Genomic DNA, 13,810 nt, shown 5'->3' with positions numbered 1-13,810 from the left:
TGGAACGAGACTATGAGACGTGCGTTGACGGCTATGACGGCGTCTTCTCGCCGTTGTCCGCGAAACGCAGTGAGATCTCCCTGAAATGCTCCTGCAGTTCCAGGAAGGCGTCGACGACGTCCGGGTCGAAATGGGTTCCTTTTGCCTCGCTTATCATGCCGACCACCTTCTCGTGGGGAAGGCCCGGGCGGTAGACGCGCCAACTGATCAGGGCGTCGTAGAAATCGGCGACCGCCATGAGCCGGGCCGAGACCGGGATGGCGTCACCGGCCAGACGCCCGGGATAGCCGTTACCGTCCCACCGCTCATGGTGATAGAGGGTTACCTCTTCGGCCAGGCGCAGAAACTCCGCCTGGGTCCCAAGGGAGTGCTTGGCCGATTCGAGCGCCCCCCAGCCGATCAAGGTGTGCCTCTTCATGACCTCGAACTCCTCCGGTTCCAGGGGGCCGGGTTTGAGCAGGATCCGGTCGGGGATGCCGACCTTGCCGATGTCGTGCAGCGGCGCCGACTTGAAAAGGAGCGCGATGTTCGCGTCGGTGAGCTCACGGGAAAAGCGCGGATGGTTCCGCAGCTTCTCCGCCAGTGCCTTCACGTAGCACTGGGTGCGGCGCAGGTGGTTTCCGGTGTCGTTGTCGCGCGTTTCGGCCAGGCTGGCAAGCGCCATGATGGTCACTTCCTGTACCGCACGCAGATCATTGGCGCGCCGTTCCACCTCCCGCTCGAGGAAGAGGTTCTTGTCCTTTAAAAAATCACTGGCGGCTTTCAGGTTCAGGTGGGTCTGCACTCGGGCCAGGACCGTGGGGGGGCTGATCGGCTTGGTGATGTAGTCCACCGCGCCGAGCTCGAGGCCGCGCCGCTCGTCGTCGATATTCCTGCGGGCGGTGAGGAAGATGACGGGGATGTCCCGGGTCTCGGAGGAGGCCTTCAGTTCGCGGCAGACCTGGTAGCCGTCCATGTCGGGCATCATGATGTCTAGCAGGATCAGGTCGAGCGGCGCGCCGGAACGGGCTATGCGCAGCGCCTTCTCTCCGCTTGGCGCCACCTTGACGTGGTAGAGCCCCTTCAAAAGGTCGCACATGATCGAGATGTTGTCCGGGGTGTCGTCCACGACGAGGACCGTCGGGCGCATGAGCGTCGTTTCCGCCATGGCTTCCTCTTTCATGCGTCACCCTCCTGTTCGCCCTGCGCCTCGGCCAGGGCGGCAAGCGCCGCCTCGAAGTCGTAGGTCCTTATCGCCCCCTCGATGCGGGCGAACTGCTGCGGGAAGGCACTGCGCAACAGCAGCGCGTGCGTGGTGAAGTGTTCCGTTGCGGCGGCGTCGTCGTCCGCGAGAAGCCTCGCGAACTCCCGGCAGACCTCCTCCAGGACCCCTGGCGCCGCCGGCGGGAGGTCCTGAACCGGGGTGGAGGGGAGTTTTTTCCGCAACTCGTGCAGCAGGCCCGCGAGCAGCTGCGAGAACCGTCCAAGCTCCGGCTCGAGGTCCATCCCGCGCGTCTGCAGCGCCTGCTCCAGTTCCACCGCGCTTGTCTGGAGCGCCTCGGCGCCTATGTTCCCCGCCACGCTCTTCATCGTGTGCACGATGCGCGCGGCGGTTTCCCGGTCCCCCCTGCCCAGTGCTTCGCGCAACTGCCGGTCGGTGTGGCGCTGGCTCGTGCGGAACTTCTCGAGCAGCGACAGGTAGGCACGCTCTTCGCCGCCGATGCGCTTTAGTCCGAGTTCGAGATCGAGGCCGCTGACGGCGTCGGGGAGCAGGGTGGCACCTTGCGCGCGGGAGGCCTTGCTGCTGCGCTCCCCTTCGGAAAGCCCGACCCACTTGAGCACGGTGGTCCGGAAGAGGGCTGGATCAAAGGGTTTCGTGATGTAATCGTTCATCCCGGCGGTAAGGCAGGCGGCGCGGTCGCTCGGGAGCGCGTTGGCCGTCATCGCCACGATGGGAAGCCGGTCTTTGGCGGGGTTCGAGCGTATCCGGGCGGTTGCTTCCAGCCCGTCCATCACCGGCATCTGCATGTCCATGAGGACCAGGTCGTAGCTGTTCTGAGCCACCTTCCTGAGCGCCTCCTGTCCGTTGTTCGCGAGATCCACCGACAGCCCCGTGTCCATGAGAAGTTCCAGCGCCACCTGCCGGTTGATCTCGTTGTCCTCGACGAGCAGCACCCGGCCGGTGATGCGCTGCTCTTTAAGGGGAGCCGCATCCGTCGCGGGGAAGGTCTTCTCCGCGCCCCCCGTTTGTGCCATCACCGTCATCGCCGCGTCGAGGAGCAGTGAAGGGGATGCCGGTTTGGCGAGGATAATCGCGTCGGACCCGGCCGGCATGAGGCCCAGGTCACCTTCGCGCCCGAACGGGGTCAGGATGATGAGGTGCGGACGGCTGGACAGGTCGAGCTCACTGATGAGGCGTGCCGTTTCGGCGCCGCTCATCCCTTGCATCTGCCAGTCGAGGAAGACGATGCTGAAGGGGTCTCCCTCTTCGTCGCCGCGCTTCAAGAGGCTCAAGGCTTCCGTCCCCGACGGGGCGGGGGTCGAGCGCAGGCCGGTCCTTTGCAGCATCGCGTGCAGCACGCCACGGGCGTGCTCGTTGTCGTCGACGACGAGGACCCGGCAACCGTACAGCGCGATGGGTGTCACCCGCGGCTTCTCGTTTCTCCGGCTCACCCCGAGTCGGACGGTGCACCAGAAGGTGCTCCCCACCCCTTTCTCGCTCTCTACACCCACCTCTCCTCCCATGAGCCGCGCCAGGTGCCTGGAAATGGCGAGACCCAGACCGGTGCCGCCGTACTTGCGGGTGGTCGACATGTCCCCCTGCTGGAAACTCTGGAAAAGCCTCCCTTGCTGCTGTTTGTCGAGGCCGATGCCGGTGTCGGTGACCGAGAACTGCAAAAGGACCGTGTTCCGGGAGCGCTCCACTACGCCTACCCGCACGTTGATCTCGCCGGCCTCGGTGAACTTGACCGCGTTGGAGCCGTAGTTGAGCAGGACCTGTCCCAGGCGCAGCGAGTCGCCGACCAGGTGGCGGGGGACTTCCGGGGCAACGTCGAAGATGAGCTCCAGCCCCTTTGCCTGGACCTTGTCTCCGAGGAAGGTCGCCAGGGTTCCCATCACACGCTCCAGGTCGAATTCCGCCTCCTCGATGGTGAGTTTGCCCGCCTCGATCTTGGAGAAGTCGAGGATGTCGTTGATGATGCCGAGCAGGTGCTCACCGGAAGCCTGGATCTTGGAGAGGTAATCGAGCTGCTGGGGGGTGAGGCTCGTCTTCATCACGAGGTGCGACATGCCGATGATGGCGTTCATCGGCGTCCTGATCTCGTGGCTCATGTTGGCGAGGAAGTCCGACTTCGTCTGGCTCGCCGCCTCGGCTGCCTCTTTCGCGACGACCAATTCCTGCTGCGTTTTCTTCCGCTCGGTGATGTCGAGGAAGGTGACCACCGCCCCCACGACCCTTCCGTCGCGGTACTGCGGGTAGGACCAGTACTCCGCGGGGAAGGAGCTGCCGTCCTTGCGCCAGAGCACCTCGTCGTCGGCGTGGGTCCCTTCCCCGTTTTGGTACCCCTGGAAGATGCGGCACTCGTGCAGGTCGATAAGCGAGCCGTCGGCGTCTCGGTGGTGGATCATGTCGTGCATGTTGCGACCGATCAGCTCCTCCTCGCCGTGATACCCCAGAAGTTCCACACAGGCGCGGTTGCAGAAGGTGCAGATCCCGTCCGGGTCGGTGCCGTAGATCGCTTCGGCGGTGGAGTTGAGGATGAGGCGGAGCATCTCGCGCCCCTCGATGACCTCCTGACGTGCCAGGCGGCGCTCGGTGACGTCCTCGATGATGGAGACTTGGCCGCCGGAGGGGTCATTCTCCCTGAGGCACTGTACCGAGACCCGCGCCCAGAAGGTGTTGCCGTCCTTGCGCAGGAAGGGGACCTCCTCGCGGTGGAAGATGCCGCTGTGTGCGAGGCAGTCGGCGATCTCGCTGCCGAAACGGAGAAAGGAGTCGTCGTCGGGGTACCAGCAGCGGGTGGTCAGGTTCAGAAGCTCCTCGGGCTGATATCCGAAGATCTCTTCGAGCTTGCGGTTGCAGCTCATGATGGTGCGGTCCTGCACGAGGACGATGCCGGTCGTCGCCGCGTCGAAGATCGCCCGCTGCTCCAGGTTCAGTTCCTCCAGCTGTGCCGTTCGCTCCGCGAGGGTGATGGCCTGCATCTCCATCTCGGCCGCCTGCTCCTCGAGCTGCGCGGCCTGCAGCCGCATCGCCTGCAAGAGCTCCTCTTTTGCGTGTGCCTCCCGCTCGGCCTGCTCCTTTGCCCGCCTGAGTTCCTCGGTCGCCTCCCGTTCCCGCGTTATGTCCTCGACGAGGATGACGATCCCCTTGCCCAGGTCCTGCTTGTCCAGGGGCTGCGTGGAGAGCCGCGCCCAGAATAGGGTGCCGTCCTTGCGCCTGAGCGGGATCTCGTCCCGTTCGGTGTGCCCTCCGGCCAGCCTCTCGTAGATCCTGGTCCCCATGGCGAGGAAGGCTTCCTCGTCCGGGTAGAGCATCCTCGTGGACTGTCCATGCAACTCTTTTCCCTGGTAGCCGAAGATCTCCTCCACTTTCGCGTTGTGGCGGCCGATGATCCGGTCGCGCACCAAGAGGATCCCGACGTCGGCGGCTTCGAAGATGGCGCGCTGTTCGCTGTTCGCCCCCTGGAGCTCGGCGGTGCTGATGTCGATCATCACCTCCAGGTGGCGCCGGTAGTTTTCCAACTCCTTCTCGCGCACGAGCTGCTCGGTGATGTCCCGCCACACCGACGAGATGAGGGACTGCCCCTTGAAGGTGATCAGTCTGAGCGTCATGGAGACGTCGCGCAGCACGCCGTCTTTGCGGCGGTGCCGCGTCTGGAAGACGGTGACGTCGCGCTCGGAAAGCTCCTCCTTCAGCGCGTGGAGCTCGTCGACGGTGAAGTTCCCCTCGATATCGGGAACGGTGAGTAGGGCGAACTCCTCGCGGGTGTAGCCAAGCCCCGCGTGCGCGGCGTTGTTGAAGTCGACGAAGCCGAGCGTCTCTACGTCGATGAGCAGGATGCTCTCGGTGCTCTGCTCGAACATGGTGGCGATGAGTTTGTCGCGCTCGCGGACCAGTTCAGCGGCGCGGCGCCGGTTGGCGGCCTCGGCTAAGCGGTGCAGGATGTTTTCCAGCAGCCGGCGCTCCTCGACGAGGAAGGGCCCCTCGTCCGCCGCCTGGTGTTCCTCGCGGTAGGCGACGGTGAGCTCGAAGCTGTCGCCGTCGTCGGTGTCGAGCCTCGCGCAAAGCGTCCATGGGGTCGGTGCAAACCCGGCCGTCGTGAAAGAGGCGGCGCCGTGGATGAGACGGGCTTCGGCGCAGTCGGGAAAGCGCAGCCCCGAGGGCACGAGGGCCGCCACCTGCCGCATCTGCTCCTCGAAGGGGGGGGTGACGTCTTCGGTCAGCGCGGAGACGCGGTACAGGCACTGTTCTTCCCTTATGCGCTGTTCCAGGGTCTCGGTTAGTGCTCGCAACTGTGCCTCGCCGTGGCGGTGCTCCTCAAGGCTCCGTTTGCGCTGGTCCACCGCCTCCACGAAGGCGAGCACCGCGTTCGCCATCCTCTGGATGGGGCCCTGGGTCGGGGAATGCGCCAGATCCGCCACCGCGTCCCAGTGTTGCAACTCCTTGCCGCCGGCGAGGTCATCGAGGCCGGTGGAGATGAGGGTCATGTGGCGCGTGAGGCGCCGGGTGGCGAAAAACCAGGAGAAGGCGGCAGCAGCCATGAAGATGATGCTGGCGGCGAGCGCCTTCCCTGAGAAATCCTCCAGCCGATCGTTGAAGCGCTTGCCGTTTTGCACGGCGTGGTCGGCGAGTAGTCCGACGATCTTTTGTGAGTGTTCGGTGATGGCAAGGTATTCACCGGTGGCGAGCTTCAGGTATCTTTTCGCCTGCCCCGGGTCGACCGCGATGGCGTCGGTGGCCATGATGATGTCGTTGCGGTAGCGGACGAAGTCCGCTTCCAGTTGCGCGAGCTCAGTCACCTGCAGCTTTTGTCCCCGTACGCTTTTCTGGATCAGGTCGAGTTTGCTGCGCATCGCCGAGAGCCGGTCCACCACCTCTACGTGGCTTCGGTACAGCTGGGCCTCGTCCAGTTTATGGAGCTGCGCCTTCTCGAGAAGGGTGTCGAGCTGGTGGTGGATGCCGTACATCTGGGCATCGAAGTCCGCGGCCCGGACAATGCCGCTCAGGTCTCCGGCGAGTTCGGCCACCCGCAGGTCGTGCCGTTGCTTCACCGTCGCGAGGGTCCAGATGGAAAATAGGGAAATGGCGACCAGGACCAGGGTCACCGGCAGGAAGAACATGGCGAAAAAGGTGGGTCGGTAGACACGCACGGAAACTACTCCCCTCTACTTGATCAGTTTCGCCCAGGCGGCGGGGGGGATGGTGGCGAGGTAGTTGAAACGGCCGTTGTCCATGGGCTGGAAGACTACGATGACCCCTTCGGGGCCCGGGAAGTAACCGATCAGGTCGGCCAGGTTGGGCGCGTGCGTGACCAGGACGCGGTTCCCCTTTGCTACCGGGGACGAGAGCAGGCGTTTTAGCTCATCCAGGTACGGACCCTTTTCTTCGGTGGTGAGGTTCGTCGTGGTCATCAGTTTCTGATTTACCTTGAAATTCCCGAAGGCGGCAAGTGCGGTCTCTTTCGTCCGGCAAAGCGGTCCCGCGTAGACCTCGTCCACGGGAATCCTCCCACGGCGCAGTGTCTCCCCAAGGAAGCGGGCAACCTGGCGCCCCTCCTCGATCAGGGGGCGCTGCTTCGAGCAGTCGTTTAGGTCGGTAAGGGGGAACTGGTCTGGTTTGCTGCTGTCGGTCGATCCGTGGCGCATGAAAAGCACGAAGCCGCCGGCACGCAGCTGGCTGATGAGGGCGCGTGTCCCCGGCAGTTCGGTGAATTTATGATGCTCCTCGGCATAAACCGGAAGGGCGATGGCAAGAGAGAGCAAAGTAATGGCTGTGCGGATGAATCTCAAGGTAGCTCCGAAAGGAATGAGAGCGAGCCTTCTGTGTGACAACCGTGATCTCCTGTTTCTGACAGTGATTGTACCATCGCGCCGACACTTTGAAAGCTTAGGGCCGAACTTTAACACAGTGCCAGGGCGTCGAGCTAGCGACGCTGGTCCTAATGATATGTAGGACGCGTGCCTACATGGGGGTGCGCAGTTTCAGGGCAAGGAGCATGAGCTCGACCAGGTGCATGGGCTTGCGGCTGGTCGCCTGCAGGATCTGGGTGCGGCAGGAAAAGCCGTCCGCCACGATGTAGTCGGTGGGGAGCGCGTCGCGCACCGCGGGGAGGAGGCCAAGCTCGCCGATGCGCATGGAGATCTGGTACTTCTCCTTCTCGAAGCCGAAGGAGCCGGCCATGCCGCAGCACCCTTTCTGGGGCTCGGTGAGGAGAAGCCCCATCTTCCCGATCAGCTCCCGGGCCGCCTCGGGGTTCAAAAGCGCCTTCTGGTGACAGTGGGCGTGGTACAGGATCCTCCCCTGGAGTTTCGGCGGGACGAGCCCCTCCTTCTTCATGAACTCGGCGACGGTAAAGGTGAGGGCGCTCACCCGCTTGCCGTCCTCGTGCTCCGGGAAGAGCTCGGGAAGCTCGTCGCGAAAGACCGCCGCGGTGCTCGGCTCGAGGATGAGGACCGGTATCCCGTCGCGCACGTAGGGATGCAGCTCGTCGACCGCCTGCAGGATCTTTTTCCTCGCGTAGTCCAGCATGCCGTAGTCGATGGGGGGGCGTACCGCGGGGGGGCGCTTTTCAGGGACGATCACCCGCAGGCCGTAACGCCTCAGGAGCTCGAGGGCCGCCTTCAGGGTCTCGGGGAAGAAACAGTCGTTGAAAAGGTCGGGGTAGAGAAGGACCGGGCGTCCCTCGGAAGCGGGGTGCGCCGTCTTTTTATACCAGGAGGTGAAGCTCTCCTCGGCGAAGCGCGGCATGCTCCTTTCCTGCGCGATCCCGGCGACCCCCTTGGTGATCGCGCACAGACCCGGGGTCTGCCCAGCGAAATTGGCGAGGGCGGGAAACCTCCCCCCGATGGCGCCCCAGATGCCTATGAGCCCCATGGAGTAGGCGGCAAGGGGGCGCAGCCGGTGCCGGTAGTGGTGGTACAAAAACTCCGCCTTGTAGGTCGCCATGTCGACGTTCACCGGGCAGTCGGTCTTGCACCCCTTGCAGGAGAGGCAGTACTTGAGCGCGTCGAGCACCTCCGCGCTTTGCCACCGGTCGGAGAGGAAGTCGCCCCGGAACATCTCGAAAAGGACGCGGGCGCGTCCACGGGTGGTGTGTTTTTCCTCGAAGGTTGCGAGAAAGCTAGGGCACATGAAGGCGTCGCGGTCGCGGCGGCACTTGCCGACGCCGACGCAGCGCAAGACGGCGCGCGGCAGGCTGCCGTCGTCGTGCGGGTAGCGAAAGCGGGTCTCGGGCTGCCACGGGTTGTAATCGGTGCCAAGCCTTAGATTCTGGTCGGGTCGGTACGGCTCGACCACCTTCCCGGGGTTCATCTTCCACTCCGGGTCCCACAACTCCTTAAAGCGGCGAAACGCCTCGACGAGCTCCGGGCCGTACATCTTCTCCAGGTACATAGCCTTCGACTGCCCGTCGCCGTGCTCCGCGGAGAAGGAGCCGCCGTAACGGGCGACCATGTCGGTCGCCTCGTCGAGAAAGGCCATGAAGTTCGCCACTCCCTCGTGGGTGAAGAGGTCGAAGGAGATGCGGCAGTGTATGCACCCCTGGCCGAAGTGGCCGTAGAGCGAGGCGATGAGCCCGTGCCGGTCGAGGAGGGCGCGAAACTCGCGCAGGTAGGGGCCGAGCTTCTCGGGGGGGATGGCGGCGTCCTCCCATCCCGGCCAGCCAAGAGGGACCCCCGGGACGTTCGCCGTGGCACCAAGGCCTGACTCCCGCACCTCCCAGACCATCTTCTCTTCCTTCGCGTCGGTGAAGAGCTTCATGGAGGGGGGATTCGCCTGACGGCCGAGCTTATCCATCGCCCGGCGCGCCTTGGCGTCGGCGTCCTTCTTCGTGTCCCCGCCGAACTCGACCAGAAGCCATCCCTTCCCCTCGGGGAGGAGCTGTACGTCCTCCGGGTGCAGCTTCTTTTTCTTCATGAAATGGATGAGGAGCTCGTCGAGCCCCTCGAGCCCGACCGGCTCGAACGCCATCAGCTGGGTGACGTGGTCGGCGGCGGAAAAGACGTCCGGGTAGCCGAGCACCAAAAGGGTGCGTGCCGGCGGGGAGTGCACGAGGCGCACCGTCGCCTCGAGGACGGTGATGCAGGTCCCCTCGGTCCCGACCAGGGCGCGCGCCACGTTGCAGCCGTTCTCGGGGAGGAGGTCGTCAAGGTTGAACCCGGAGACCCGGCGCGGGATCTTCGGGTAGCGGCGCCGGATGAGTTCCGCGTAGTCGTCGCGCAGGCTGCGCAGTCCGGCGTAGATCTCGCCGCGCCTCCCGCCTGCCGCGATGATGCGGGTGAGTTCCTCCTCGGGAGTCGCTCCCACCTTCATGCGCACCCCGTCGTAGGTGATCACCTCCATCTCGATGACGTTGTCCGCGGTACGACCGGCCATCACCGAGTGGATGCCGCAGGAGTTGTTGCCGATCATGCCGCCGAAGGTGTTGTGGGTGTGGGTGGCGGGGTCGGGGCCGTAGGTCAGGTGGAACTTCTCGGTCTCTTCCCGCAACTGGTCGAGGACGACACCCGGCTGCACGCGCGCCGTCCGTTTCTCCGGGTCGATCTCCAGGATGCCGCGCAGGTACTTCGAGTGGTCGATGACCACGGCGGCGTTGCAGGTCTGCCCGCATAGGGCGGTGCCGCCGCCGCGCGAGACGACGGGCGCGCCGTGCCGGCGGCAGACCTCCAGGGTCCGCACCACGGCGTCGGTCGTTTTCGGGAGCACCACGCCGATCGGTATCTGGCGGTAGTTTGAGGCGTCGGTCGCGTAGAGGGCGCGGCTCGTATTGTCGAAACGGACCTCGCCGTCGACCGCCTCCCTGAGCGCCGCCTCCAGGGCCTTCGCGTTCATGCTTTGCAGCTCGCTCTCGTTTGCTTCCCTTTTGCTCATGGTTCCTCCCGGCGTTACAGCGGTCGGATCTCGAAGCGCTTTGCCTCGTCCTCCCGAAGGGAAAGGCCGTGCCCCTGGCGCCACAAATCGGGGAAGAGGGCGCCGTCGCGGGGTTCTATGACCCCGTCGAGGAGCATCCGTTCGATCCGTACGTGGTCGTGAAAATACTCAAGGTGGCGCACCGGCGCCGCCGCGCAGCAAAGGTGCAGGTGCAGGGCGGGGGCGCAGTGCGAGGAGAGGGGGATCTGCCATGCCCGGCAGAGGGCGGCGGCCTCCAGGAAGCCGGTGACCCCGCAGCGGGCGGCGTCGGCCTGCATGACGTCGACGCAGCCGTCGCGCAAAAGGTCGAGGAAGTAGCGCGCGTTGAAGCCGTACTCGCCGCAGGAGACCTCCATCCCCTCGGGGGCGAGATCCCTGACGAGGCGGAGCCCTTCCCGGTCCCGGTGCGGCACCGGCTCCTCGAACCAGGTGACCCCTTGTTCGGCGAAGATGCGGGCAAGGCGCAGCGCTTCCTTGCGCGCATAGCCGCCGTTTGCGTCCACCATGAGCCCGGCGTGCGGGCCGATCGCCCGGCGCGCCGCGGCGACGCGCTCCGGGTCGGCCCCGGCGTCGCGTCCCACCTTCATCTTCACCCGGCCTATGCCTCGCTCCACCCACCCGGCGAGCTGGCGCTGCAGTTTCTCGACCGTCAAGGAGGTGAAGCCGCCGCTGCCGTAGACCGGGACGCTTTCGCGCGCGGCCCCGATGAGCGAGACGAGCGGGAGCTCGAGAAGGCGCGCCTTCAGGTCCCAGAGGGCCGCGTCCACCGCGGCGACGGCCATCATGCCGATGCCGGCGTCGCCGAGGTTACGCAGGGCACCATTCAAAGCGAGCCAGCAGCTAGGGATGTCAAAGGGGTCCCGCCCGCGCACGATTTCCCCTAACCGGTCGCGGATGAGCGTCGCCGCCGAGACGTGCGCGTAGCTGTAGCCGAACCCCCGCACCCCTTTGCTGTAAAGGTGCACCGCGACCATCACTGTCTCGTCCCACAGGCAGGTGCCGTCGGACTCAGGCTCCTCGGTCGGGATGCGGTACGCCTTCACCTCGACCCTTTCCACCACGTTATTCATCTCATTTCCCCCTCATTGCGGGACAGCCGCCAATCGTACTGCGCGTACTCAAGGCGGAAGGATTCCGGGTGCTCCCTGATCTCCTGCGCGATCTCTTCCGCGGCGAAGCCCGCCGCGAGCACGGCCACGTCGTGCTCGGTTCTTCCCAGGTCGTCGTACCAGCGGAAAAGACGCGGCAGGACGATCCTTCTCCCCGCGAGATCGAAGTGCGCCTCGCGCTCCAGGTAGCGCCGGACTGCGGCGTCCAGGTCGCTATCTAGGGCGCGCGGCGACAAAACGGTGATGGCGGGGGAGGAGACCGTGCCGGTGAAGGCGGCGCAAAGAACGCGCGGGTCGCCGGGACGGATCGCGTGGGCAAGGCGCGGGTCGCCCGGTGGGAGCGGTGGGATGAGCCGGCCAGGTGCCGGACGGTTGCCGCGCAGGATGCCGTGCAGCACCACCTCCGCGCTGTACTCCTCCTTGCCGATGCGGCACCCGACCCTGCGGTAAAAGCGCGGCACCTCCTGCACCGAGCTGCGCACCCCGAGGGAGAGGATGCCGTAAAGGACGAGCAGGGTGTGCAGGTTGCACCAGAAGGAGATCTGCTCCTCCCTTCCCTGCAGGCGCTCGAGGGGGAAAACCGCCAGGCTGGAGAGTAGCGCGGTGAGGCGCTCCTGCATGCCGCTTTCGATGAGGGGCCGGTAGTCGGGATGGGGGGAGGCCAACGTGGCGGCCGCCTCGGCGGCAAGGGCCGCCATCTCCTCTACCTCCGGCGCGGGTCCGCTGGAGGAGTCAGGGGCGAGCACCTGCTCGTTAAGCGGCTTTCTCCGCTCGTCGGCCCGCGCGTTTGCCACCGCGGTCGCCGCGACGACGTACGCCTCGTGGCTGAAGGCCTGCGGGAAGTTGCCGAGCTGCTCCTGCCACATAGGGTCGTACTCCTCGGCGAGGAGGTGGCGGTGTCCCCCCACCTGGTCCACCAGGGAAAGGAGCAGGTCCGCTTCCTCGGTCTCCCCCTGCTTGGCGAGGTTCGTGACGAGCCAGAGGGTGCAGGCGAGGAAGGTGGCGTCCCGGCCCGGGAGGCCGTCGTCCCCCTGGTAGCGGTAGAGGAAACCGTCCAGGGCGAGGTCGCGGCGCAGGGCGTCGACGGTCGCGAGCATCATGGGGTCGTCGTATGCGATGAAGTCGTTGATCGACATGAGGAGGGCGCTTGCATCGAGGAGTTCGCTGTCGTAGTTGAGCACGAAGGACTGCATGCGGGGGCTCCAGCCGCGGACCAACACCTCGCCCCTGATCTCTTTCAAGGGCTCCTCCCAGCCGGAGCCGGCCTGAAGCCCCAGGTGCCGCGCGATGCGCAGGCCACGGTCCAGGGTGACCCAGCACATCGCCTTCGAGTGGACGAAGTGGCGCGTCCCGCCGCGCATCTCCCAGATGCTCGAGTCCGGCTCGCGCCAGTGGTCCCTGGCGAAGTCGCACATGAGGGTCAGCCCGTGCCAAAGTTCCGGATCGATGCCGCGGTTTCTGCTCGCGACGAGATGGGCTGCGATCAGCACGTGGCCGTAGATGCTGAACTGCTTCTGTCGGGCGGCGAGGTTCCCCACCCGCACCGGCCGCGAGTCCCGATAGCCTCGCAGATGCGGCAGCGACGCCTCTGCAAGGTCCGAGGAGCCGTCCATGCGGTACATCACCTGCAGCTCGTCGCGCCTTCCCTTTCTGATCACCTGCTCCAGCCAGTCGAGGTACCCCTGCACCTCCTCGACGTGTCCCACCTCGAACATCGCGGTAAGCGCCATGCAGGTGTCGCGCACCCAAGAGTAGCGGTAATCCCAGTTGCGTACCCCGCCGATCTCCTCGGGAAGCGAGGTGGTGGCCGCGGCCGCCATGGTCCCCTGCGGCTCGAAACAGAGGAGCTTGAGGGTCAGCAGCGAGCGGATCACCGGCACGCGGTGCGGCCCTAACTCGTTGTAGAAACCGGTGCCGCTTTCGTGCAGCCAGTCGCGCCAGAAGGCGAGTGTTTGCACCAGGAGCTGTTCGGCGCGCCCCTCGGGAAGGGGATCCGGCTCGCGCGCGCCGTAATGCAGGCGAAGTACCGCCCGCTCCCCGGCGCGAAGCTTCCAGATCCCCGCGACTTCCCCGGCATGCACGGTCAGGGTGCGCGTCGAGGAGAGGGCGAGGCACGCACCCCCCGCCGCGGCAACCACGCCGCGCCCGGGGAAGTGGGCAAACTCTGGAACGCTCCTGCCGTAGTCGAAGCGCGGAGCGAAGCGGACACGGACGTCGACCGTCCCCTGCTCCACTTTGATGAGGCGCAGGAGCACGAAGTCGCGCTCTCCCCCGGCTGCGTCTGGCTCGGGGATGGTGAGAAAGTCGGTGAGGGTGTAGCTGCCGCCGTGGGTGCGGAATCTCCCGACCAGGACGTTACTGTCCTCCTCGTAGGAAAGAAGGGAATCCCATTCCCCGTCCGGGGTGATCGAAAAGGTGCCGCCCTGCTCCTCGTCGAGCAGCGCCGCGAAGACGCTCGGGGAGTCCAGGCGCGGCAGGCAGAGCCAGTCGATGGCGCCGTCCTGACCGACAAGTGCCGCCGACTGCATGTTTCCGATGATGCCATAGTCGCTGATTTTCTTGGCCATCGCCGCCTCGACGCGTTGATGTA

The 13,810-nt window shown here is 65.6% G+C and carries 6 protein-coding genes; all 6 read right to left on the bottom strand.

Going from position 1 to position 13,810, the window contains the following annotated elements; genetic code table 11:
- Positions 1 to 31: 31 nt before the first annotated feature.
- Complete coding sequence (locus tag E8K79_RS05955) at positions 32 to 1,162, bottom strand: response regulator (RefSeq protein ID WP_246043734.1); 1,131 nt, start codon at positions 1,160 to 1,162, stop codon at positions 32 to 34.
- Positions 1,159 to 6,354, bottom strand: a complete 5,196-nt coding sequence (locus E8K79_RS05950; protein WP_136513892.1) for a PAS domain S-box protein — start codon at positions 6,352 to 6,354, stop codon at positions 1,159 to 1,161. Before E8K79_RS05950 ends, E8K79_RS05955 begins: the two co-directional genes overlap by 4 nt.
- Before the next feature lie 15 nt (positions 6,355 to 6,369).
- Positions 6,370 to 6,993, bottom strand: a complete 624-nt coding sequence (locus E8K79_RS05945; protein WP_136513891.1) for a histidine phosphatase family protein — start codon at positions 6,991 to 6,993, stop codon at positions 6,370 to 6,372.
- A 172-nt stretch (positions 6,994 to 7,165) separates the two neighbouring features.
- Complete coding sequence (locus tag E8K79_RS05940; RefSeq protein ID WP_136513890.1) at positions 7,166 to 10,072, bottom strand: FAD-binding and (Fe-S)-binding domain-containing protein; 2,907 nt, start codon at positions 10,070 to 10,072, stop codon at positions 7,166 to 7,168.
- 14 nt (positions 10,073 to 10,086) lie between these two features.
- Positions 10,087 to 11,181, bottom strand: a complete 1,095-nt coding sequence (locus tag E8K79_RS05935; protein ID WP_136513889.1) for an enolase C-terminal domain-like protein — start codon at positions 11,179 to 11,181, stop codon at positions 10,087 to 10,089.
- Positions 11,178 to 13,787 carry a glycoside hydrolase family 15 protein gene (locus tag E8K79_RS05930; RefSeq protein ID WP_136513888.1) on the bottom strand — a complete coding sequence of 870 codons (2,610 nt, stop codon included), beginning with the start codon at positions 13,785 to 13,787 and terminating at the stop codon, positions 11,178 to 11,180. The genes E8K79_RS05935 and E8K79_RS05930 overlap by 4 nt, the downstream gene beginning before the upstream one ends.
- Positions 13,788 to 13,810 lie beyond the last annotated feature (23 nt).

It is taken from the genome of Geomonas edaphica, from assembly GCF_004917075.1.
GTDB classification, from domain to species: domain Bacteria; phylum Desulfobacterota; class Desulfuromonadia; order Geobacterales; family Geobacteraceae; genus Geomonas; species Geomonas edaphica.
Note: the sequence above shows the minus strand (reverse complement) of the source record. Positions and strands in the feature narration are given on the sequence as shown.